A 22,835-nucleotide genomic window follows, 5' to 3' on the forward strand; every position below is an offset into this window, starting at 1 on the left:
TTCAAGAGCAGGCAGAGTCTGCGAAACCAGATACAGGGAGGAAGTAACGAAGCAGAATCCAGAAGGTGAGACGGTACATGAATACGAAGGATGTTCAAAGAAGCTCGATTGATCATCGACAGGACCAGCAGGAAGCGGGTTTTTTGTCGACAGGGGTAAGTGTCGCCCTGCAATCGGGTGAATCCTGGGAGACCGAGGAACTGATGGATTTTGTGGTTGAAGAAAGGCCGGTCGCCCTGGTCTATAACGGCATATCCCATGCCGTGATGATGGCGACCCCAACCGACCTGGAAGACTTTGCGCTTGGATTCAGCCTTTCTGAAAACATCATCCAGCACCAGTATGAGATGTTCAGTTGCGAGCTGGAAGGGGACAGTGGTAGTGGTCTGCAGCTGCAAATGCATATTCACGGTGAAAGACTACAATCGCTTAAGTCCCGTCACCGCGCCATGGCCGGCCCGACCGGTTGCGGTCTCTGTGGGAAACGGTCACTGGAAGAAACCCAGAGAAAACTACCCGTTCTTCATCGCCGGGGGAGGCCCACGCCTTCGGTGATTCAACACGCCATTCAAAGTATTGGAAACGGACAGCGCATCCAGCTGATGACCGGGGCCTGTCACGCCGCAGCCTGGATGGACGGGCAGGGTAATCTGCTTTTGATCCGGGAAGATGTTGGTCGGCATAACGCGCTGGATAAGCTCATCGGCGCATTGGTGCAGCAAAAGGTATCACTTGATGAAGGCTTCCTGCTGGTCACCAGCCGGGCCAGTTATGAAATGGTGTACAAAGCGGTCACCGTGGGGATTACCTCAATGGTGGCGGTGTCCGGGGCGACGGGAATGGCTGTGGATACGGCTCGACATTCCGGAATGAATTTAATCGGCTTTGCCCGGCAAGGTCGACAGGTTGTGTATTGTTAATACGGCTAAAAATGTCTGGTTTCTTTTGTTGTAAACAGGCTTGCCGCATCTATCAGCAGGAGAGAAGTTGATGGCTCATGATAAAAACCAACAACTGGTTAAGATGATCAACCAGATTGCACTGAACAATGCCTATGATGACGATGTGGACAGGGCAGCAGATGCAGTGGCTTCCCATGTCAGGAAGTTTTGGGCTAAGTCCATGAAACAGGATATTCAGGCACTGGCAGACGCTGGCGGTGAGGGTTTGAATGAGATCGCCAGGGCAGCCGTTATTAGGATATAAAGCCAGGATATAGAGCCAGATATAAAGCGGGGATATAAAACGAGGATATATAGCCAGAATTTAACGTCAGGATATAACCTGATTATCTGGCGGATCTGCTCGTCTAATGCCGGTTAGGTCATTCTGGCGATGTTGCGAAAAAAAAGGGCGGTTTTACCCGCCCGCGAATGAGAAACCACCGGAGTTTCTTTTTAAAAAACCACCGTATTTATTCTTCTTCTGTTTATTATTCTTTTCCTGTTTTTGCCCCGATATGTCTCTTTACTCGTAAGCCTTGCGAACTTCTTCGGCAATAATCTCCACGCCTCTTTTAACGGTTGCTTCATCCTGGGCGTAGGACACACGAATACACTGGTGTTTATGTGCCCATTCATCTTCAATACCGACAAAGAAATTCTGTCCCGGCACGACCAATACTCCGCGTTTTTTCAAACGTTCGTAGAGTTCCTGACTGCTGATGGGCAGGTCTTCGAACCATAGCCACAGGAAAATGGCGCCTTCCGGTTTATGAATCCGATAGGGAAGATTCCCCATATTTTGTCCGAACCATTTCACCACTTGATGGGATCTCTCCCGGTAGAACGGCAGTATGTGATCACGGCTTAGTGACGTGATTTGTCCACTGCGAAACAGCTGTTTGGCTATGGCCGGCCCCATGGTCCCGCAGGCGAGGCTGGTGACCGTATTGGTCCGGGTAAACGCTTGAATAATCTCTTCATTGGCTACGACGATTCCCGTCCGTGCGCCAGGCAATCCAAGCTTGGAGAGGCTCAGGACCAGAATGGTGTTGTCATTCCAGAAGGGGGTGACCTCGGTAAAGATGATGCTCGGGAACGGCAGACCATAGGCTCCGTCGATAATGAGTGGAATATCCCGGGCTTTGGCCAGTTCATCCAACAATTCAATTTCGTTATCGGTGAGCACGTTTCCGGTAGGGTTGGTCGGACGCGAAACGCACATGGCTGCTGTATTTTCATCGACCTGCAGGTTGGAGAAATCGATATGGTACTTGAACAGGTGCTCATCGAGATGTCCGATCTTCGGACGTGTGGCAGTGAAGAATGGCGAAGAAAGACCCACGTCCCTGTAACCCAGGTATTCCGGGGACAGGGGCAGGTGGATAGAGCGCTTCGACCCGTCCGCCATGGTGCCGCCCAACATATTGTAGAGCATGAAAAATGCGGACTGGCTGCCGTTCGACAAGGCAATGTTGCGCGAGCTTAGATTCCAGCCGAACTGCTTGTTCAGATATGCGGCAACCTCGCTGCGAAACTCCTTTTCACCCTGGGGTGACTGATAGATTCCGAACAGGCTGTGACGCTGCTGGGAATCCTCCAGAATGGTTTCCATGCAGTCCTTGAAAACCTGTTCGACCTCCGGGAGCCTGCCGGGATTGCCGCCACCCATGAAAATCATGTCCGGGTTCTCAATCAATGCGGTGGACAAGTCGTCCATCAATTCCACAATGCCGGAATCACCTGCAAATTTTTCGCCGAATGCGGAAAGTTTCATATTGGCCTCGTTATTCTTGTACTGACTTCTGGAATCGCTATTTTTGGCTCGCGTGGATTGCTTTACCCAATCCAGCCAGGGCGGATTCCATCGTTGCTTCGCTCAGGCTGGGATGTACGTGGATCGTATGGGCCAGATCTTCCAGCCTTGCTCCCATTTCCAGCGCCAGGGCAAATTCACCGCTGAGTTCTGCTACGTGTGCGCCTACCGCCTGAATGCCCAGAATCACATGGTCCGATTTGCGCGCGGTAATGCGGACAAACCCACCATCCTGACCGGCTTCCATGGTGAGGGCCTTGCCGATCGCGGCAAACGGGAACTTGCCTGTGACAATCTCATGGCCGGCGTCCCGGGCTTCATCCGGTGACAGGCCTACACTGACGATTTCCGGATCGGTGAAACAGACCGCAGGGATCGCAACAGGGTCGAATTCACGGCGATGTCCGGCAATGATTTCGGCGACCATTTCACCCTGAGCTGAAGCCTTGTGTGCGAGCATGGGCTCACCCACCAGATCACCGATCGCCCAGACGTTTTTCATTGCGGTACGGCATTGTTTATCCACTTTGACAAAGCGTCCGTCCATATCCAGACACATATTTTCGATGCCCCAACCTTGGGTGTTGGGTTTGCGTCCTACGGTGACCAGTACCTTGTCGGCAGTGACTTTTTGGGATTGGCCCTGTTTATCCGTAAATGAAAGCACCGGTTTACCATCAATCATGTCGACTGAATCGGCTTTGGCATTCAGGTGGCAGTCAACATTGTGCTTCTTCATCCACTGTTCGATGGGGCGGGTCATTTCCTTGTCGTACAGCGCCAGGATTCTGTCTTGACCTTCTACAAAGGTGACTTTGGCGCCGAGTTTTCGATAGGCAATGCCAAGCTCCAGGCCGATATAGCCCGCCCCGATCACCACCAGATGGCCGGGAACAGAGGTTTGGGCCAACGCTTCCGTTGAAGACAGAACATGTTCACTGAAAGGAATATGGGGGAGTTCGGTGGCAACAGACCCATTGGCAAGAATCACATGCTCTGCCTGAAGGTCGAAATCACCGTCCTGGGTTTTGACAACACAGTGTTTTGCGTCTGAAAAACTCGCCCAACCTTTAATGATGGTGACACCGGCTTTCTTGAGCAGTCCTTCGACGCCCTGGCTTAAACGATCAACAATGCCGTCTTTCCACCCCATCATGCCGCCCAGGTTCAATTCCGGTGCGGAGGTCAGGGAAATGCCCAGTTTTCCAGTGCCGGAATGGGAAAGCAGTTCTTCAAAACAGCTGGCGCCGTGAATCAATGCCTTTGAAGGAATACAGCCACGGATCAGGCAGGTACCGCCAGCTCTGTCCGCTTCCACCAGGATAGTATCGAGACCCAGTTGGCCGGCGCGGATGGCTGCCACATAACCTCCGGGGCCGCCACCAATCACCAGTACTATGCAGGATTTTGTTGTCATGATTTTTTCCTAACTCAATTCTTGTTCAGAAGGCTATTGAATCGCCTTCATCAAACATCCTTCCCTATATGGCGTTCATCCTGAGCTTGTCGAATAGGAGCAAGTGCTCCTGAAAACCTCGACAAGCCAGTTCGAATGGGTGACCGGGACGTCGGGTTAAACAAATATGGCGCCTGGATTTTCAAGAAGCCGTTTCAGCGCCTGAATCAATTGAGCCCCGTCATATCCATCAACAATACGATGATCAAAGGAGGCAGACAGATTCATCATGGTACGGACCACAATAGCGCCGTCCCTGACCATGGCTCTTTCCTGCAATTTATTCACACCGATAATGGCGGTTTCAGGTGCGTTGATAATGGGGGTGGATGCAATACCCCCGATAGCACCCAGGCTGGTGATCGTGATGCTTGAGCCGCTCAGCTCCTCGGCTTTTGCTGTTCCGTTGCGGGCGGCGTCAGCGACACGGCTGATTTCAGCGGCGGACTGCCATAGATCCATGGTTTCACTATGTTTAATGACCGGTACCATCAGACCGCCAGGGGTCATGGTGGCAATGCCCATATGAACCGCATCGAACTGAGTCAGCATGCTGCTCTCATCGTCATAATGGGCATTACAGTGCGGAAACTTAGGCAACACTTTTGCCAGTGCCTGCATCAGGAACGGCAAAAGGGTTAATTTGGGTTGGTGAGCTTCTCTGTTTTCATTGAGATGACGACGAAGCTCTTCCAATGCGGTGACATCCACTTCTTCAATATAAGAGTAATGGGGGATGTTCCGCTTTGTCTGCAGCATTTTCTGGGCGATAACCCGGCGCAGACCTTTGATTTTGACTTGTGTCTGCCCGTCTTTACGAGGTCTCAGTCCGGTCGGTGATGCCAGTTGCCCGCCTGCAGCGATAAAAGCATCAAGATCCTTATGGCCGACCCGTCCTGCCGGGCCACTGCCTGGAACGTCGGCGAGTCTGATATTTTCATCCCTGGCGCGCTGCCTGACAGAAGGGGATGCCAGGACAGCGCCGGAATGAAAAACGGGTGCCGATGTTGCTGAAGCATGTGAAGGTGATTCTGTAGAGGTTGCACTTGATTCTGTAGAAAGTGAGGCCAGGTTATCGGTTGCCGATTTTTTCGCTTCAACCGGAGAGGTTGCGGATGGCGCAATTGCCGCTACAGATGGCTGTTCCTTGGTTGTCACTGCCTTCGGTGCGGATGCCTTTGAGGCATCTGTAGCCGTTGAAACTTTAGGCTTTTGGTCGGCAGTGGCTTCCGTATCGAAGCGAATCATTTCTTTGCCAACCGCCAGCATTTCTCCTGCTTCGCAGGCAATTGCCGTCACTACGCCGCTAACCGGCGCCGTGACTTCCACCACGGCTTTGTCTGTCATGACGTCGGCAATATGCTGGTCTTCTTCTACGAAATCGCCGGATTTTACGTACCATTCAACGATTTCGGATTCTACGATGCCTTCCCCAAGGTCAGGCAATTTAAAACTAAAGCTTGCCATCAGTCAGCCTCCAGGGTTCGTTGCATGGCTTCGATAATGCGGTCATGTTCCGGGAAGTACTCCCACTCATAAGCATGAGGGTAAGGAGTGTCCCAACCTGTCACCCGCTCGATGGGGGCTTTCAGGTGCCAGAAGCATTCTTCCTGAACTTCCGCGACCAGTTCTGCGCCAAAGCCGCTGGTGCGGGTCGCCTCATGAATAATGACGCAGCGCCCTGTCTTCTGTACTGAAGCGGTAATGGTTTCTAGGTCCAGTGGAAGCAGGGTGCGCAGGTCGATCAGTTCGGCGTCGATACCGCTGATATTGATCGCCGCTTCCGCCACATGCACCATGGTGCCGTAGGTCAATATGGTGATATCGCTTCCTTCCCGGACCGTCGCAGCTTTGCCCAGAGGAATTTTATAGTGTCCTTCCGGCACTTCACCGGCTGGATGAGCGCTCCAGGTGGTCGCCACATTGGCCTGGACATCGTGCCCATAAAATGGCCCGTTGTAGATACGTTTCGGTTCGAAGAAAATCACTGGATCATCGTCCTCAATGGCGCTGATCAAAAGACCTTTAGCGTCATAAGGATTCGATGGCATTACCGTCTTAAGACCGCACACATGGGTAAAGATACCTTCCGGACTCTGTGAATGGGTCTGGCCACCACGGATGCCGCCGCCACATGGCGCACGAACGGTGACCGGGGAGAAGAACTCACCACCACTGCGGTGTCTCAGTCTTGCCAGTTCGCTGACGATCTGGTCAAAACCCGGATAGATATAATCTGCAAACTGAATCTCCACGACCGGACGTAATCCGTTGACACCCATGCCGATCGCAGCGGCGATGATTCCGCCCTCGGCAATCGGAGTATCCAACGCCCGATGCGCGCCATATTTCTGATACAGTCCTTCCGTACAACGGAATACCCCACCGAAATACCCCACGTCTTCACCCATGACCATGACATTGGAGTCGCGTTCCATAGTGCAATCCAACGCAGAGTTGATGGCTTGAATCATTGTCATCTTGGCCATTGATTACACCCCCATCTTCTGACGTTGTTTACGTAAATGTGCCGGCATTTCTTTGTAGACATCTTCAAACATGGTACTGACCGGCCAATGTGGACCTTCTTCCAGAGTTCCGTAGGTTACGGCTTCTTTCCAGGTTTGCAGAATGGATTGCTTGAGTTCTTCAGTCAGCGCATCGTGCTGCTCATCACTCCATTCACCCATTTGAATCAGGTGTTGTTTAAGGCGCTCAATCGGGTCTCCCAGAGGCCAAGCCTGGGCTTCATTCTTGGCGCGGTAACCGTCTGGATTATCACTGGTGGAGTGACCTTCGCTACGGTAGGTAAACAGCTCGATAAATGTGGCGCCGTGTCCTGCCCGGGCGCGGTCAGCGGCCCATTTGGTGGCGGCATAGACGGCCAGGAAATCGTTACCGTCCACACGAATACTCGGCAGATTGAATCCCAGTCCCCGCGCGGCGAAAGTGGTACCGGCAGAGGCAAATGATTGGGGTGTGGAAATGGCCCACTGATTATTCACCACGTTGAGAATAACCGGCGCGCGATAAGTCGAAGCAAACAGCAGAGCATGGTAAACGTCGGCTTCAGCAGTACTACCGTCACCCACCCAGGCCGAAGCCAAGTGATCTTCTCCTTTATAGGCAGAGGCCATGCCCCAGCCAACCGCCTGGCTGAACTGGGTTGCCAGGTTGCCTGAAATACTGAAGAAATTGTCGTCCTTCCAGCCGTAAAGAACCGGCAGCTGACGACCTTTAAGATTGTCTTTGGAATTGGAGAGACACTGGCACATCATGTCCAGCACAGGACGCCCGCGAACAAACAGAAGACCTTGCTGACGGTAAGTGGGGAAGAGCATATCCCCATGTTCAAGTGCCATGCCCTGGGCAACGGCAATGGCTTCTTCGCCGGTACACTTCATATAGAAAGACAGTTTGCCCTGACGTTGCATACGGAACATGCGATCGTCGTAAGCCCGCACGTGCATCATATGCCGGAGACCCTGGCGTAGCTGGTCTGCATTGAGTTGTGGATCCCAGTCACCCAGCGCTTTTCCGTCATCGTCAAGCACACGGACCAGGCCATAGGCAAGGCTCTGTATATCCAGTGCGTTGGCATCAATTTCTGGCTTGGGGGTGATTCCGGCAGGGGGAATGTCGAGGTTGCTGAAGTCGGCCGTCTGGCCTGGGCGGGAAGAAGCTTCAGGGACATGCAGTTTTGAGACCGGCCCCTTGGATTGAGTGCCGACGAGACCCTCTGCGTCGACATTAACATCACCGGCAAAATGCCCGGCAGGCTTTCGCGATAGCGCCATAAATCTTCTCCTTTATTCTCACCCGCGGCTTATTTCTGGTGAGGGAGTATTGTTTTTGTTAGCTCTCTTTTGGAGAGCAATCCCTTCATTGCCGACAGTCGATAACTGTCGCTTTCGACGTGGGAAGGATCTCTTCCGAGTCGACATAGTTACTTACTATACTCCTGGCTTCAGGATTGATTTATTCTATTTCATAGTCAAAATGAAGAATGTGGGTATATTTAATTCTTAAAATAGAAATATTGGTATTATCTATACCTGAATATTTGAGCAGGAGTCAGATGATGGATGTTAAGCTGGATAAGACTGATCGTCATATTCTTGAGTTGATACAGTCAGACGCAAGTCTGTCTGCATCGGAAATTGCTGAACGGGTAAACCTTTCACAGCCTCCCTGCTGGAGGCGCATCAAGCGTCTGGAAGATGAGGGATATATTGACCGCAGGGTAGGCATGCTGAACCGTAAACGTCTCGGTCTGGACGTGGTGATCTACACTGAAGTAAAACTGACAGCCAATGGGCGTCAGGCGGTGGGAGATTTCGAGGAGCGCATCCGGTCCTATCCAGAGGTCACAGAGTGCTACACCATGATGGGGAGGACGGATTTTTTACTGAGGATCGTGACCAAGGATGTTTCCACCTATGAGAAATTCTTTAGGGACCACCTATCCCAGATCCCGGGGGTATTGGACATAAACTCAAGCGTTGCCCTGAGCGAGGTGAAGTACACGACTGAGCTCCCACTGGAGCTGGTGTAATTCAGGTCTCATCTTAGTCAATGTCAATGAGATACACGATAAATGAGACACTCTATAAATGAGGGGCATGATAAACAATGCGCATGATAAGACCACGCCATGGAGGTACAAATGACCAGCTCAAATAGCCGTCTGACTATCAGAAAAGCTGCTTTGGATGATGTGAAACTGATGGCGGACTGGGCCGCCGCTGAGGGATGGAACCCCGGACTGTTCGATGCCGGGGTGTTTTATTCCGCAGACACGGATGGTTTTCTCATCGGTGAACTTGATCAGCAGCCCGTGTCCTGTATCTCTGTCGTGAAGTATAACGACGACTTCGGTTTTTTAGGGTTCTATATCGTGAAGCCCGAATTCAGAGGAAAGGGGTTTGGCATTCAGACATGGAAAGCCGGGCTTGATTACCTGAGCGGATGCAACATCGGTCTGGATGGTGTGGTGGAGCAACAGGATAATTACAAGACATCCGGGTTTACTCTGGCTTACCGTAATATTCGCTATGAAGGGGCTGGAGGCGGTGAGGTTGCCGACATGAAGGATGTTGTGGATCTTTCCGATTTTCCGGAAGAAGCGCTTAGTCAGTACGACCGCAAGTTTTTTCCTGCGGACAGGTCGACATTCCTTCATCATTGGTTAAGGCAGCCTAACGCTCATACGGCTGGCTTGGTGAGGGAAAATCGCCTTTGTGGCTACGGGGTCATTCGAGAATGCCGATCGGGATATAAAATCGGACCTTTGTTTGCGGATACACCGGAGATTGCCGAGCGGTTGTTCCTGGTCCTCAAGTCTCATGCCACAGAGAAGGACAAGATTTACCTGGATATTCCCGCTCCGAACCCTGCCGCTTTGGCGCTGGTGGAAAAATACGCGATGTCGCCAGTGTTTGAAACAGCCAGGATGTACACCAAAGCTGCGCCGGAAATCTCCGTGGACCGCCTCTATGGTGTGACATCCTTCGAACTGGGATAGCTAGCAGCTATATAGCATTTATAGCCAGCACTTATAGATTGCTCTTACAGATAGCTCTTATAAACAGGTCTTAAAATAGTCCTTATAAATAGCTCTTATAAGCAGCAGACTAGGGCAGAGCCGTTAGCCCTTGCCCTTGGTACGCGTGGTTGCCTTGCGTTCCTCTATCTGCTTTTCGATGAAGGCATAGATCAGGCCCGCCACGTCCTTGCCGGTGGCTGCTTCAATTCCTTCAAGACCGGGAGAGGAGTTAACCTCCATGATTTTAGGGCCGCTACTGGAACGCAACAGGTCGACACCCGCGACATTCAAGCCCATGACTTTGGCTGCCTTGACCGCAGTCTGGCGTTCCTTCGGTGTGATTTTTATCAGGGATGCGGTACCGCCACGATGCAGGTTGGAGCGGAATTCACCCGGTTGGGCCTGACGCTTCATGGCTGCAACCACCCGGTCACCCACCACAAAACAACGGATATCTGAACCACCGGCTTCCTTGACGTATTCCTGCACCAGAATGTCAGCGTTCAGACCTAAAAAGGCTTCAATAACACTTTCTGCCGCCTTTTTAGTTTCGGCCAGCACAACTCCGATCCCTTGTGTGCCCTGAAGCAGTTTGATCACCAGGGGAGCGCCACCGACCATTCTGATCAGGTCCTGAACATCATCAGGCGAGTTAGCGAAGCCGGTGACCGGCATGCCGATGCCTCGTCTCGACAGGAGTTGCAGGGAGCGTAGCTTGTCCCTCGAGCGGGTGATGGCCACGGACTCATTAAGCGGGAATACGCCCAGCATTTCAAACTGGCGCAACACCGCTGTGCCATAGAACGTCACAGAGGCCCCGATACGTGGAATAACCGCATCGAAACCTTCCAGAATTTCCCCTCGATAGTGAATCGTAGGATTATCTGTTGCCATGTTCATGTAGCAGCGTAAGGTGTCGACCACCTTTACTTCGTGACCACGCTTCAAGCCGGCTTCTACCAGTCGGCGAGTGGAATAGAGTTTTGGGTTGCGAGAGAGAATCGCAATTTTCATGGTGCCCCTCAGAGAAACGAATTGACCAGTACTTCCTCGCTTATTGTTTCCATTGAAAGCGAAACGATCCCCGATTTCAAATTATTCAGGGAATCTGGTGCGGCAAGGTTGTGGAAAATCAGAAAATAAAGCACCTGGGAACCGGTGCCTGGACGAGCCGACGGAAGTATACGCGCAATTATTAAATTTCATTAGCTTTTCTTGCTCAAATTTCCTTTCTCTGTATCTTAGGAATAAGTGGCAGTTGTACAGGTGGCAGGTGAGATGAGCTGTCTTATCAATAATGTACCGCGAAACCGGTTGCGAAACGCTCAAAGGTTAGTAGTTGTACTTATTATGGCGCTACTGCTGAGCGCCTGCAGCAGCGATAACTGGCGTTCTGCCAGCAGAGCCTCGGCAAGGCTGGCTCCTGATCCATTAACGACGCCGGAACCGGTGATTCAAGTCTACGGCGCAGACGCCTGGGGCTGGAGAGGCTGGTTTGCCATCCACACCTGGATTGCCGTCAAACCCGAAAACGCCCTCGACTACACCGTCTATGAGGTGGTCGGCTGGCGCGAAAGGCGAGGATTGCCGGTGCTGAGAATTGAGCAGGATGTTCCTGACCGCTACTGGTATGGCGCAAAGCCACAACTTATACTGGACCGGCGCGGAGACGGAGTGGGTGAGCTGATCGACAAGATCGCCACCAAAGCGGACGAATATCCCTGGAAAGACAGTTATCGGGTATTTCCAGGGCCCAATAGTAATACGTTTCCCGCCTGGATAGCCCAGGAGGTTCCTGAACTCGAACTGGAGCTTCCATTCAGTGCCATTGGCAGTGGATGGGCGGATTAAACAAACCATGAATACTTGTGACTTTCAATGAAAAAACTGGGAATACTGCTTTGCGATGAACATCGTCCGGAACTGATTGAAAAGTACGGAACCTACGATCAGGACTTCATCCAGATGCTGGAAGCTCTTGCCCCGGGAAGATTTGAATATCAGGCCTGGAGATGTCATGAAAATGAGTTTCCAGAGTCATTGGACTGTGCAGATGCCTGGATTATCAGCGGGAGCAAGTGGGGCGCTTATGATCCTGATCCCTGGATTGGAGAGTTAAAAGCTTTCATCGAGCAGTTGGACAGAGAACAAATGCCAACGCTCGGCGTATGTTTTGGGCATCAGGTGATCCACTCCGCACTGGGCGGGCATGTCGCAAAATCCGAAAAAGGCTGGGGTTTGGGAGCTTATCCCGTCACCGTGAGGCAATCTTTCGGCAACTTTTCTGAAGGCGAGTCCATCAGAGTGCTCTCGATGCACCAGGATCAGGTACAAACACCGGCTCCCGGCTTTGACCCGATTGCCCACTCGGAGTTTTGTCCTTACCCCATTACTTTTAAAAACGGGCATATCCTGACTTTTCAGTCCCATCCGGAATTTGTGGATGAGCTTTTTATAGACCTGTGCCATAAAATCCGTGAGAAGGCAGGTCATGAGTTGATTGAGCAAACCCTGGCCGGTGTAGGCCAGGAAGATGATCGTCATCAGGTGAGAAGACTTGTCGTGGACTTCCTTCTTGGCGATGATCAGCAGGAAAACCGGTAACAGGGGCCTATTCGCCAGACAGAAATACCCGTCAGGTAGAACGCAACTGTTGAGCAGAATACAGATCGATAGAAAGTAAAGGTCGGTCGAAAGTAAAGATTGATCGAAAGTACAGATCGATAGAAAGTAAAGATTGATCGAAAGTACAAGTAAAGACGTGTAGAAAGCGGGCAAGCGAAGTTTATGAAGCGTGTTTGGGGTGTTGTCATACTTTTGACCATTTACGGATCTCTGTATCCGTTTAACTTCACGCTGGAAAATTTCCCCGAACACTTGCTGTCTCACTTCGCCGGTACCTGGAATGATCGGGTGATTCAGGGCGATCTGCTCGCCAATATCATTATTTTTATTCCCTATGGGTTGGTTGGATGGTATGTCTTCAACCACTCACCAAGACTGCGTCTATTGGTTATTCTGGGGTCCGGGTTTGCCTTGGGGATGGGTTTGCAGATACTGCAATATTACCTGCCCAGCAGATACCCCAGCATCGTTGACGGATGGTCCAATACTTTTGGGGTGCTCCTCGGATGCCTGTTTGCCTGGGGGGTGAGTTCCTGGCAGAGCGCCCGCGATGTTCCCCTGAATCTTAGCCTGATAGCGCCAATTACCTTGTTACTGTTCTGGTTCGGTGTTCGCTTGATGCCGTTTATTCCATTCTTCAGATGGAAACAGATTGAGATTAGCTTGCGGCCCATTTACCAGAATCCCCAAATCAATCCTTTAACCTTCCTGTCAGGGGTGGTGGCCTGGAGCGCGGTGTTCTACATTCTCGACAAACTGTTTAATGGGCTGCGTAAGCGAACAATGTTTTATATTGTGTTCGGCTGTTTCATGCTCGAGACGCTGATCATCTATAACTATCTGCATCTGAGTGACGTACTGGGCGCATTGGGCGGGATCGGTGCCTGGCTACTGATTAAACGCAGTCAGAAACCCGAGTCGGTCATATTTGTGACAATGGTGACCTATATCATCATCAATGGACTCAGCCCCTTTAAACTGGCGATAGTACAGCAAGACTTTCATTGGATACCGTTTACCGGATTTATCGCGGGATCGGTGTTTTTCAATATCGTCACGTTTTTCGGTAAATTTTTCTTTTACGGAAGTGCCGTCTGGTTTGGGGTTCAGTCCGGCATGCGCTGGAGAAATGTGACGCTCACTATTGCTGCGATTACCATGCTGATTGAACTGGCGCAAATTTATCTGGTTCAACACGTACCCGAAGTAACCGATCCTTTGCTGGTTGTCCTGATCAGTTGGGTGCTTCATGAAACCGGCCGGACCCGTTTAGGGTTTTCCAGGCCTCAGGCAGTCGCCTAGCTCGCGTACTATTATTTGTAGAGCCATTCTTTGTAGAGCCATGGCGTTGTAGTGACTTCTCATACTGACGCCTTCTCATTGCGGCGTCTTCTTATTCTAGCGCCTTGGCATTGCCGTTGAGGCTCTGCGTTGTCATTGAGAAATTACCGTCATTGGGCTTTTGCTATTGTATAGTTTGCCATCATATCGAAAGATACGGTTAAAGTGCGCTGAATCAAGCTGACTACTGAATACGTCGCATAAGCTATTCTTTTATTCGTAGTCCTGATTAAAACTGTAGTTCTGTTTAAGACCAAGTCCTGATTAAGACCGAAGTCCTGATTAAGACCGAAGTCCTGATTAAGACTGTAGCCCTGACTAAAAGAATGAGACGTCAACGTCCCTGATGGAAATTCTTTCATGCAGAATGACGGCGAGCCAATTGGTGAAATCATTGAAGTCCACGGTCCTGTGGCAATTATCCGTTGCCAGCAGCTGCCTGCGTTACGCCGTGCCGTGTATACAAAGTTGGATGAAGATACCTGCATTTTTGAAGTGCATCGGCATATCAGTCCCCATGAACTCCAGGCGGTTACCCTTCACAGCACTCAGGGATTGTGGAGAGGCATGCCGGTATACGACAGCGGCTCACCGCTCCATGTGCCGGTAGCAGAAAGCTGCCTGGGACGTCTGCTGAACATATTCGGTGAACCGCTTGATGGTGGTCCCGAAATAGACACCCAACAGTACCGAAACATCCATCACCCCCCAACACCTCTGAATGAACTGTCGGGGCAGGGCGAGCTTCTGCCGACGGGGATCAAGGTAGTGGACCTGTTATGTCCGTTTATCCGCGGTGGCAAAGCTGGCTTATTTGGTGGTGCCGGCGTCGGTAAAACCGTCCTCATCATGGAATTCATGCACGCCATTGCCCACCTTCACCAGGGTGTTTCGGTGTTCTCCGGTATTGGTGAAAGAATTCGTGAGGCCCATGAACTTTGGCACGACATGCAGGAAGCCGGGGTCATGGAGAAAGCACTGCTGGTGTTCGGCCAGATGGATGAATCTCCGGGGGTCAGGTTCCGGGTGAGTCTGTCGGCGCTGGCTTATGCCGAGTATTTCCGGGACAGCCTGCACCGGGATGTTCTGTTGGTCATGGACAATGTTTTCAGATTCGTCCAGGCCGGAGCAGAAGTCTCCAGCCTGTTGGGGCGAATGCCGGCCACCGTCGGATACCAGCCGACCCTGGGCAGTGAAGTGGCAGAATTGGAAGACCGGATTACGTCGTCACTGCAGGGAGCCATTACTTCCGTACAGGCCGTGTACGTTCCCGCAGATGATATGACGGACCCGGCGGTCACCACCATCCTCAGTCATTTGGATACCAGTGTCATTCTTTCCCGCACCCAGGCTGCCAAAGGTATTTATCCGGCCGTAGATCCCTTGCTTTCCGGCAGCAAAGTGCTTGACCGGCATACCCTGGGCGAGCGGCATTACACCATTGCCGAAGCAGTCAGGGGTCACCTGGCCCGTTATAAGGAACTGGAGGACATTATTGCCATGCTCGGCGTGGAGGAGCTGTCAGCCCAGGACCAGTTGATCGTCGCCCGGGCACGAAAGCTCCAACGCTACCTGACTCAGCCGTTTGTGGTGACCGCAGCCCATACGGGAATGGCCGGTGTTTCCGTTGATCTGAAACAAACCCTGAAGGACTGCGATGGATTGTTGGCCGGGCACTATGACGATATGAGCGAAGACAAGTTCTACATGCGCGGAAGTCTGGACGGAATAGGGTGATGGACATGGAAGCCGTAACGGTATTTAGCGGAATACTGAGGGACAGCCAACAGGAAATCGAGATCACCGATCTGGTGTCGTTTCGAAGTCATGATGCCAGTGGAAGTTTTTCACTTCAGGCCCGTCATTTGGACTTCCTGACCCAGACGGAGTCCGGTCTCAGTCAGTTGAGCCAGAAAGACGGTGTTCTCTACATGGCTGCCACCCCAGGTTTACTGGAAATGGATGGTGGTCGGCTTTACTTCAGTACGAGAAGGATGTTTCTCCACGAGGATCCGGATCTTATCCAGCAGCAACTCACACAGTGGCTGGAGGAAGAACGAATCAACAGAAAGAGTTCGCACGTCCACCTGAAACAATTGGAAAGTGAACTGATGCAGCGCCTGAGCAGGGCGCACGAGCCTTTGCGATAAGGGAGGCCCGGCAATGGAATATAAAAAACTGCAGAAGTCCCTGGAGCGTGATCAGGCCCGCCGTAAAAAAGCCGACCAGGAACGTTCGACCCTGATGCAGGCTGCCAGAATACTCGGTGTCCTGGGTTTTCTGTTTGTGCTGCCGGTGGTGGGCGGCGCTTACCTGGGACATTGGCTGGACAGCCTGAGCAGCGGTTACTCAGTACGCTGGACGGTGGGCTTCATTCTGCTGGGCATCGTCGTCGGCGGTGTCAATGCTTATCTGGCCTTAAGGGAATGAAAAATGAATGAAGGTATCGGTACGCCCGTTTGGTTTCAGATCGGACCCGTCGCCGTTCATGAAACCGTCGTGGCCACCTGGGGCATCATGCTTGTGCTGACCCTGGTGTGCGCATTATCGACCCGTAAAATGTCGATACAACCGGGCAAATGGCAAACCATCGTGGAAGGAATTGTGCTGGCACTGGAAAATACCATCGCCAATGCTGATCCGGTGAATGCCCGTAAATTGCTGCCACTAATCGGGACCTTCTGGATATTCCTGCCGATCGCTAATCTGTTGGGTGTGGTACCCGGATTCCATTCACCCACCCGGGACTTGTCTGTCACTACCGCATTGGCGTTGATCGTATTTGTGTCGGTTCACCTGTATGGCCTGCGCCAGTCCGGTATGGCCTATTTCAGGCACTACATCAAGCCGAGCCCGATACTGCTGCCATTTCATATTATTAGCGAGTTTACCCGAACAATTGCGCTCGCCATCCGATTATTCGGCAACATTATGAGCCTGGAAATGGCGGCGTTGCTGATATTGCTAGTGGCGGGATTTCTCGCGCCGGTACCTATTTTGATGCTGCATATCATCGAAGCTCTGGTGCAGGCGTATATATTTGGAATGCTGGCGCTGATTTATGTTGCAGGTGCCATGCAGCAGGTACCTGCTTCCTCATCACAAACTTGAAGTTCTTCTAACCAGGAGCGCATACATAAAACCAGGAGCCTATACATGAAACCAGGAGCCCAGACATGGACACATTGAACAGCTTTGTTTCGTTTTCTACCGTCGCCGCCGTGTTGGCTATTGCCCTGGGTGCGATGATTCCGGCGCTGGCCATGGGCAAGGCCATCAGCAGTGCTCTGGAAGCACTTGCGAGGCAGCCGGAAGCAGAGAAATCCATTACCCGAACCCTGTTTATCGGGCTGGCCATGATCGAATCGCTGGCGATCTATGTTCTGGTCATTGTGCTGATCGTCCTGTTCCGAAATCCGTTATTGGAGTATCTGTTGCCCAAGTGATGGAAGGGATGGAAGGGGTAGAAGGTATGGAAGTAAGGGAAGTGATGGGTGCGATTCTAAGACCTTCAATGACCGATGGAATGCACTCTATGAGGCATAAACTGTCCAGCATAATTAACCGCCTCGACCGTAGAGGAGAAGCTCGTGGAACTTGACTGGAGCACCGTGGTTCTGGAGATCATCAACTTTATCATTTTGATATGGTTGCTGAAGCGCTTTCTTTATCGTCCGGTGTTGAATGTGGTGGAGAAACGTCAGGCCAGCGTGCGCGAGTCACTGCAACAGGCGGAAGATACCCAGAAACAGGCCGAGGCTTTACAGCAGCAATACCAGGACCGGCTAAAAACCTGGGAACAGGAAAAGAGCGAAGCCCGCAGAGAGTTTGAAGAAGCGTTGAACCAGGACCGAGCCCGCAAATTGGAAACTTTGCAGTCGGAACTGGCCAGGGAAGCGGATAAGGCCAAGGCGGCCGCCGAAAATCAGAATCGACAATGGCGCAGAGAGGTAACCGAACAGGCATTACAGCAGGGGAGTGGTTTTGCAGCCGCGCTGATGAAGCCACTGGCCGACCAGCATCTGGAAGAAAAACTGATTCATCTGTTCTGCGAAACAATGGATCAGTGGCCTCCGAGTACACTGGAGGAGCTGCGAAATGCGGTCAATCACAGACCGCCGAATGTCCCAATTCAATTTGAGATTAGCTCTGCCTTTGAATTGAGTACGGACATTCGCGAGAGACTGCTATCGATATTGGTTAAAGCTCTCGGTGAACAATGTGAAACATCCTTTGCCGTCGATGAAAGTTTGCTTGCCGGTATTCGGATTGCTTCAGGTGGTTGGAGCCTTGGCCTTAATCTGGCAGATGAGTTGCGCGGTTTTGCTGAGGCTCATCATGAGTAGGCGGGCCTGAAATGGATGACTTAACGACACTACTGCCCGAACCCCCTCTAAAGCGGGTGAAGGAATGGCTAGCTGGCTATCGCCCCGAAATCAGAATTCAGGAGCGCGGCAGGTTGATCTCTGTCGGAGACGGTGTGGCGTGGATCAAAGGGCTTCCGTCCGCCCGAATCGAAGAATTGCTGAACTTCGAGGATGGCAGTCTGGGCATGGTTTTCGATCTTTGTGAGGATCAGGTCGGTGCCATCATTCTTAAACAGACTGGTGCACTGGTCGCCGGGCAGGAGGTACACCGAACCCGTCGTCCGTTGGGATTCCTGGCCAGCGACAGCCTGTTGGGATGGGTGATCGATCCTTCCGGGCAACCCCTCGATGGCAGGGCGCCCCTGACAGAAGGTGCCTGGTTGAACCTGAACACACCCACACCATCCATCGTAGAACGGGATACCGTACACGAACCCCTGTATACCGGTATCCGGATGATCGATGCCATGATTCCGATAGGAAGAGGGCAGCGCCAGTTGATTATCGGGGACGAGGGGCTGGGTCGAACCTCCATTGCTTTGAATACGGTACTGAATCAGAAAGGCCGTAATGTCCGCTGTATTTATGTGCTGATTGGCCAGAAGCGATCGGCGGCGGTCAATATCATGCAGGTGTTAAAGCGCCATAACGCCGATGAGTACACCACGCTGATGGTCGCGGATGCCGGTTCTACTCCTGGACTGCAATACCTGGCTCCTTTTGCCGGCAGTGCCCTGGCTTCCCATTGGATGCGGCAGGGTCATCATGTTCTGGTTGTTTACGATGATTTGTCCAGTCACGCGCGAAGTTATCGGGAACTGTCGTTATTGCTACGGAGACCGCCGGGTCGTGAGGCCTATCCTGGCGATGTATTTTCAATCCATGCACGCTTGCTGGAGCAGGCCACTTGTCTATCTCCCGCGGAAGGCGGTGGGAGCCTGACCGCACTTCCCATCGCTGAAACCCAGCAGGGAGAGATAGCCGCCTACATACCCACGAACCTGATATCCATCACCGATGGCCAGATCTATCTTGATCGCAATTTGTTTGCCGCGGGTATTCGTCCTGCCATTGATGTGGGCCGGTCTGTTTCAAGGATAGGCGGCAAAGCCCAGCATTCAGCCATCAAACAGGAAGCCGGAAGGATGAAGCTGGACTATTCGAGGTTTCTTGAGCTGGAAATCTTTACCCGTTTCGGTGCCAAACTTGATCCCGCCATGCAGGCGATTATCCATCGGGGTCAGCTATTGCGCGAGCTATTGAAACAGGACCGCTTCGAGCGGGTTTCACCGGAGCATGAACTCGCCTGGATGATTGCCTTCAACGAGGGCTTATTTGATGAAAGGCCATTGGATAAGGTCCAGGAGATTTTCGAACGGATGAAACGAGCGGGATTATCGCTGACTCTGGACAGCCCCAGGGGAACCTGGGTCAAGGCATTGGAATCGCTATTTGCTACCGCGTCGGAATTAGCTACAGCGTCGAATACACGAGAACCTCCAAGTCATGGTTAGCCAGAGAGAGCTTCATAACCGGAAAGAACTGTATGCCACTCTGCATAAAATTCTGGCGGCGCTCAAGGCGCTGGCGTATGCCGAGACACATAAATTGCAGAGGCAGATTGCACCGCAACAGGCTATCACTGAGCGAATGAGAAAGGCCGTCTCGCGGTTAAGAAATGGATCTGTCGCAGATGAAGAGACCCAGCTGATCATCGTGCTGGGAACAGAAAGAGGGTTCTGCGGGGATATCAATCACCGACTGCTGCAAAGGCTCCAAGAGCTTTCTCTATCCGCAAAAGACGAAGCAATCAGTTGTATTCTTGTTGGAGACCGGTTGATTCAACAAGCCGGGGAACACCTAAATATTCTTGCCAGGATACCCGGCGCTTCTGTCACTGAAGATGTGGAATCGATGGTGGATGCGGTGATGTCAGAAGCACTGAAGCAGCCAGATCGATTTTCCCTTTTCAATATGAAGACGTTGTATTACGACGAACCGAATTCCTGCGAGCTGCTACAGTCGATTTTTCCTGAGCCTGAAGCCCACCAGGATAGTGGAGTGCCCCCGCTGCTTTACCGTTCTCCAGCAGAGCTGTTAAGCGAACTGATCCCCTTGTATTTGTTTACCATGTTGCAGTCCTGTGCCAAGGAGGCATTGCTGGGGGAGAACAAGCGGAGGTTGAGTCACCTTGAAAATGCGACCCGCCATTTGAATGAACGGATGGATGAAATTGCCCTGAAAAGCAATCATGTGAGACAGGAATCCATTATTGAGGAAATAGAGGCCTTGTTGGCCTCGGATATCACCATCGGCATCTGAACCGGCATCTGACTCTTTGTGAAGCTCTGGCTATTCGAAGAGCTCGCTATACAAAGAGCCATGCCAGTCGATGACAATATCCGACTCTGGTTTGCGTTATCTGCTGATAGGGGAAACGCCGATCAACCAGGTATGCCCCCAAAGAACAAACACCACATACACAGCCAGCCCCGCAATCACGGCGATAGCATCATTCATTTTTCCAGGAGGAGCACCGGGAATGGCTCTCTGGGTCCGACGCTTCATGGAGATCCTGTCCACCACCGCCCAGGCAAGAAACCCGCCGAACAGCAAAACATCGGCCAGTGTACCGTTAGCCAGGAGGTGTGCCAGGGCCCAGGTCTTGGTCGCCACCAGCATCGGGTGCTTTAACGTCGCCTTAATCTTGCCGGGGAAATAAGCCGCAAAGATCATCGGAAATACGGGAAGCATCAGCAGCATGGTGACATGTCTTAACCACACCGGCGGCGTATAAATCACTGTCGGGTCCAGTCTCGCCTGACCATAGCCATAAATGATCAGGACAAAGCCGACTAAAGAGGCGAGGGAATAGAGCCCTTTCCACGGCTGTTCACCCAGTTTTGAAACCATGCTGTTACGCCAGGGCTCCGCGAAGATGGACACGGAGTGTATGCCCAGGAAAAGAATTAATCCGAGAACGAGTATCATCAGCCGTATTTCCTTGTTTGAGTTTTTATGTGTTTTGGATTCTGCAACGGGCGAATAGAGCCGTTAGATAGTCGGGGTAACATAGCATGGATGGGGTGGTTTGGAATATGGAGTGGGCGTTTTGTTTTTTGGGAGATGTGCTATCTCTTTAATCAAATGGTGGAAGACTGCTTTCGACACAAAGCGGACATTGTTCCTGTCGCAATTATTGGTTGAATCCGCCCAGAGAAAACTAACGCCCTGCTCACCAGCGCCCAAGCCGGAGAGGTTTTTGTGGTACAGTGGAGCGCAGCGAAACCTACAAAAACCGCTTAGGTTTGGGCGCTTGCGTGGAGCCGTTTGTTATGTGACTACGCCCTCATAGTCTTCGTCCACGTAGTAACTTACTGAAATTTCTTTCGCAACGGCGCCATAAATAGAAAATTCATGGTAACCGTAGTGTTCGGAGAATACCGCCGCCATACGACTCTCTTCGTCTATTACCAAGAAAGCAGAATCGAATTTTATGATAGAACTTTCTGAATAATATATCTCAACGCTTGTCGACGATGAGAAATCATACGCTGACAAACCTCGTTCTTCTATTTCCGTTTCACTTCTTCCGAGCTTTTTACTCAGCAAGTTAGCCCATTTGATTATTAATTCTTTATTCACTCACTATTCCTGATTTCTTGGTAGCACATAACGCCTTGGTTCCCGTGCACCACCTTGTTATGCATATGCCCTAGGATCTGCATTGACGTGCTTCAACTCCTTCACGGAATCCAGCAAATCGCATATGAAAGCCCAAAGAGCGGAATCCCCTTCATACGTCTTACCGGAATAGCGTGCCCCACTAACATAAATTTTCTTTTCAATATTTAGTATCCCGTCAAATTCCGAACTATCTAAATTTTCTTTGTGGGTATCAGTAGTTGCCCAGCCTTTGAACCCGACAACAAAGATCGGAATTCTCAAATCCAGATCTAATGGTTTTCCGCCTATCTCCATACCCTGTGGACCAACTTTTAGTCTGTCGGTTATTATTGCTCCCGTTAGCGTTTGCGAATACCTATTCGAAGCAAATGTGCCACCACCAACGGATTTTTCGTATGCCAAAATGCTCCGTTTTATACCCTTCAATTTTTGGCATGTCGAAAGTGCCTGTTCCCACTGATTAGATAAATCCGATTTAACTTCAATAGCACACGCGACACTTTCAGCCAGATAGAGCCTAAATCTATCGCATCCGGCAATAGGAATGCTCGGCAGGAATGGAAACTCAACCACAATATCGACCTGACCACTACGATTTGACAAATGATCGGTAATATCCCCAGACCCAAACCGGTATTGAGAAGGAAGAACATTTGAAAGAAACAAATCCACTAGAAACTCTCTTTCACTTCCCTTTGTGGCGCTCGTCATAGGAGAGCTAGCTTCATACGCTCCCATCAACTGCTGTTGAATTCCCTTTAATCGAGATAGAACGACGTCATTTGGCATTTCTTCTCCTTTGCATTACGCCAAGCACACCGGCATTTTTGAAGGAGCCCGTTCATGCTATTAAGCGCAAAAGGGAGCGATGCAAAAAATGTCCGGTGGTGCGATTTGTTAGTTTTTACATTCGATGACACCAGCCATGTTGGTAGTGTTCAGAATTCTGTGTCATTTCTTTATCCTATGCAAAAAAGAGATGACTTATGACCACACCTACCTTCGACATGGAAGCCGCACTGCAAGCATTGCGTGAAGGCAAAGACCTGACTGGAAA

Annotated in this window: 24 protein-coding genes; 15 read left to right on the forward strand and 9 right to left on the reverse strand. The window is 51.3% G+C overall.

Translation table 11 applies throughout. The features are described from left to right. Window positions 1-77 precede the first annotated feature (77 nt). Window positions 78-920 carry a formate dehydrogenase accessory sulfurtransferase FdhD gene (fdhD, locus tag BTA51_RS27745; protein WP_094712341.1) on the forward strand — a complete coding sequence of 281 codons (843 nt, stop codon included), beginning with the start codon at window positions 78-80 and terminating at the stop codon, window positions 918-920. A gap of 70 nt (window positions 921-990) precedes the next feature. Then, entirely contained in the window at window positions 991-1,206 is a 216-nt protein-coding gene (locus BTA51_RS27750; protein WP_094712342.1) for a formate dehydrogenase subunit delta, read from the forward strand. 261 nt (window positions 1,207-1,467) lie between these two features. On the opposite strand, the gene BTA51_RS27755 is transcribed toward BTA51_RS27750, so the two are convergent. From BTA51_RS27755 to BTA51_RS27775, 5 genes are all read right to left on the reverse strand, one after another. Next, window positions 1,468-2,718: a valine--pyruvate transaminase gene (locus BTA51_RS27755; RefSeq protein WP_094712343.1), complete on the reverse strand. Its 1,251-nt coding sequence runs from the start codon at window positions 2,716-2,718 to the stop codon at window positions 1,468-1,470. A gap of 37 nt (window positions 2,719-2,755) precedes the next feature. After that, window positions 2,756-4,174 (reverse strand): dihydrolipoyl dehydrogenase, encoded by a 1,419-nt coding sequence (lpdA, locus tag BTA51_RS27760; RefSeq protein WP_094712344.1) that lies wholly within the window; start codon window positions 4,172-4,174, stop codon window positions 2,756-2,758. A 156-nt stretch (window positions 4,175-4,330) separates the two neighbouring features. After that, the gene (locus tag BTA51_RS27765; protein WP_094712345.1) at window positions 4,331-5,680 is read right to left on the reverse strand and encodes a dihydrolipoamide acetyltransferase family protein; all 1,350 of its coding nucleotides are present in this window, start codon (window positions 5,678-5,680) and stop codon (window positions 4,331-4,333) included. Then, on the reverse strand, window positions 5,680-6,702 hold the full coding sequence (locus tag BTA51_RS27770) for an alpha-ketoacid dehydrogenase subunit beta (protein ID WP_094712346.1): 1,023 nt from the start codon (window positions 6,700-6,702) through the stop codon (window positions 5,680-5,682). The genes BTA51_RS27765 and BTA51_RS27770 overlap by 1 nt, the downstream gene beginning before the upstream one ends. A 3-nt stretch (window positions 6,703-6,705) precedes the next feature. Next, entirely contained in the window at window positions 6,706-8,010 is a 1,305-nt protein-coding gene (locus BTA51_RS27775) for a thiamine pyrophosphate-dependent enzyme (RefSeq protein WP_094712347.1), read from the reverse strand. Window positions 8,011-8,294: 284 nt separating this feature from the next. On the opposite strand from BTA51_RS27775, the gene BTA51_RS27780 reads away from it, so the two are divergent. Further along, complete coding sequence (locus BTA51_RS27780) at window positions 8,295-8,768, forward strand: Lrp/AsnC family transcriptional regulator (RefSeq protein ID WP_094712348.1); 474 nt, start codon at window positions 8,295-8,297, stop codon at window positions 8,766-8,768. Between the two features lie 111 nt (window positions 8,769-8,879). After that, window positions 8,880-9,737 carry a GNAT family N-acetyltransferase gene (locus BTA51_RS27785; RefSeq protein WP_094712349.1) on the forward strand — a complete coding sequence of 286 codons (858 nt, stop codon included), beginning with the start codon at window positions 8,880-8,882 and terminating at the stop codon, window positions 9,735-9,737. 123 nt (window positions 9,738-9,860) lie between these two features. Here the strand turns inward: BTA51_RS27785 and rimK are convergent, their stop codons facing one another. Further along, window positions 9,861-10,772 (reverse strand): 30S ribosomal protein S6--L-glutamate ligase, encoded by a 912-nt coding sequence (gene rimK, locus BTA51_RS27790; RefSeq protein WP_094712350.1) that lies wholly within the window; start codon window positions 10,770-10,772, stop codon window positions 9,861-9,863. A 336-nt stretch (window positions 10,773-11,108) separates the two neighbouring features. Here rimK and BTA51_RS27795 point away from each other — a divergent pair, with 336 nt between their 5' ends. From BTA51_RS27795 to BTA51_RS27850, 11 genes are all read left to right on the forward strand, one after another. Then, window positions 11,109-11,609: a DUF3750 domain-containing protein gene (locus BTA51_RS27795; RefSeq protein ID WP_246841220.1), complete on the forward strand. Its 501-nt coding sequence runs from the start codon at window positions 11,109-11,111 to the stop codon at window positions 11,607-11,609. 27 nt (window positions 11,610-11,636) lie between these two features. Beyond that, a complete protein-coding gene (locus tag BTA51_RS27800; RefSeq protein ID WP_094712352.1) occupies window positions 11,637-12,362 on the forward strand; it encodes a type 1 glutamine amidotransferase in 726 nt (241 codons plus the stop codon). A gap of 183 nt (window positions 12,363-12,545) precedes the next feature. Further along, window positions 12,546-13,685, forward strand: coding sequence for a VanZ family protein (locus BTA51_RS27805; RefSeq protein WP_094712353.1), 1,140 nt, complete (start codon window positions 12,546-12,548; stop codon window positions 13,683-13,685). 399 nt (window positions 13,686-14,084) lie between these two features. Next, a complete protein-coding gene (atpD, locus tag BTA51_RS27815) occupies window positions 14,085-15,461 on the forward strand; it encodes a F0F1 ATP synthase subunit beta (RefSeq protein ID WP_094712355.1) in 1,377 nt (458 codons plus the stop codon). Window positions 15,462-15,466: 5 nt separating this feature from the next. Further along, entirely contained in the window at window positions 15,467-15,874 is a 408-nt protein-coding gene (locus BTA51_RS27820; RefSeq protein WP_094712368.1) for a hypothetical protein, read from the forward strand. Between the two features lie 13 nt (window positions 15,875-15,887). Then, a complete protein-coding gene (locus BTA51_RS27825) occupies window positions 15,888-16,154 on the forward strand; it encodes an AtpZ/AtpI family protein (RefSeq protein ID WP_094712356.1) in 267 nt (88 codons plus the stop codon). Between the two features lie 3 nt (window positions 16,155-16,157). Next, window positions 16,158-16,835 (forward strand): F0F1 ATP synthase subunit A, encoded by a 678-nt coding sequence (locus BTA51_RS27830; RefSeq protein WP_094712357.1) that lies wholly within the window; start codon window positions 16,158-16,160, stop codon window positions 16,833-16,835. A gap of 65 nt (window positions 16,836-16,900) precedes the next feature. After that, a complete protein-coding gene (gene atpE / locus BTA51_RS27835; RefSeq protein WP_094712358.1) occupies window positions 16,901-17,170 on the forward strand; it encodes an ATP synthase F0 subunit C in 270 nt (89 codons plus the stop codon). 144 nt (window positions 17,171-17,314) lie between these two features. After that, a complete protein-coding gene (locus BTA51_RS27840; protein WP_094712359.1) occupies window positions 17,315-18,070 on the forward strand; it encodes a F0F1 ATP synthase subunit delta in 756 nt (251 codons plus the stop codon). 11 nt (window positions 18,071-18,081) lie between these two features. Beyond that, window positions 18,082-19,605: a F0F1 ATP synthase subunit alpha gene (locus tag BTA51_RS27845; protein ID WP_094712360.1), complete on the forward strand. Its 1,524-nt coding sequence runs from the start codon at window positions 18,082-18,084 to the stop codon at window positions 19,603-19,605. Then, window positions 19,598-20,413 (forward strand): FoF1 ATP synthase subunit gamma, encoded by an 816-nt coding sequence (locus BTA51_RS27850; RefSeq protein ID WP_094712361.1) that lies wholly within the window; start codon window positions 19,598-19,600, stop codon window positions 20,411-20,413. Before BTA51_RS27845 ends, BTA51_RS27850 begins: the two co-directional genes overlap by 8 nt. Window positions 20,414-20,509: 96 nt before the next feature. On the opposite strand, the gene BTA51_RS27855 is transcribed toward BTA51_RS27850, so the two are convergent. From BTA51_RS27855 to BTA51_RS27865, 3 genes are all read right to left on the reverse strand, one after another. After that, a complete protein-coding gene (locus BTA51_RS27855) occupies window positions 20,510-21,082 on the reverse strand; it encodes an NnrU family protein (protein ID WP_246841221.1) in 573 nt (190 codons plus the stop codon). A 342-nt stretch (window positions 21,083-21,424) separates the two neighbouring features. Beyond that, a complete protein-coding gene (locus BTA51_RS27860; protein WP_094712363.1) occupies window positions 21,425-21,736 on the reverse strand; it encodes a hypothetical protein in 312 nt (103 codons plus the stop codon). Between the two features lie 57 nt (window positions 21,737-21,793). Next, on the reverse strand, window positions 21,794-22,567 hold the full coding sequence (locus tag BTA51_RS27865) for a DUF6602 domain-containing protein (protein WP_094712364.1): 774 nt from the start codon (window positions 22,565-22,567) through the stop codon (window positions 21,794-21,796). Window positions 22,568-22,835 lie beyond the last annotated feature (268 nt).

The sequence above is a fragment of the Hahella sp. CCB-MM4 genome (assembly GCF_002260525.1).
Classification (GTDB): domain Bacteria; phylum Pseudomonadota; class Gammaproteobacteria; order Pseudomonadales; family Oleiphilaceae; genus Hahella.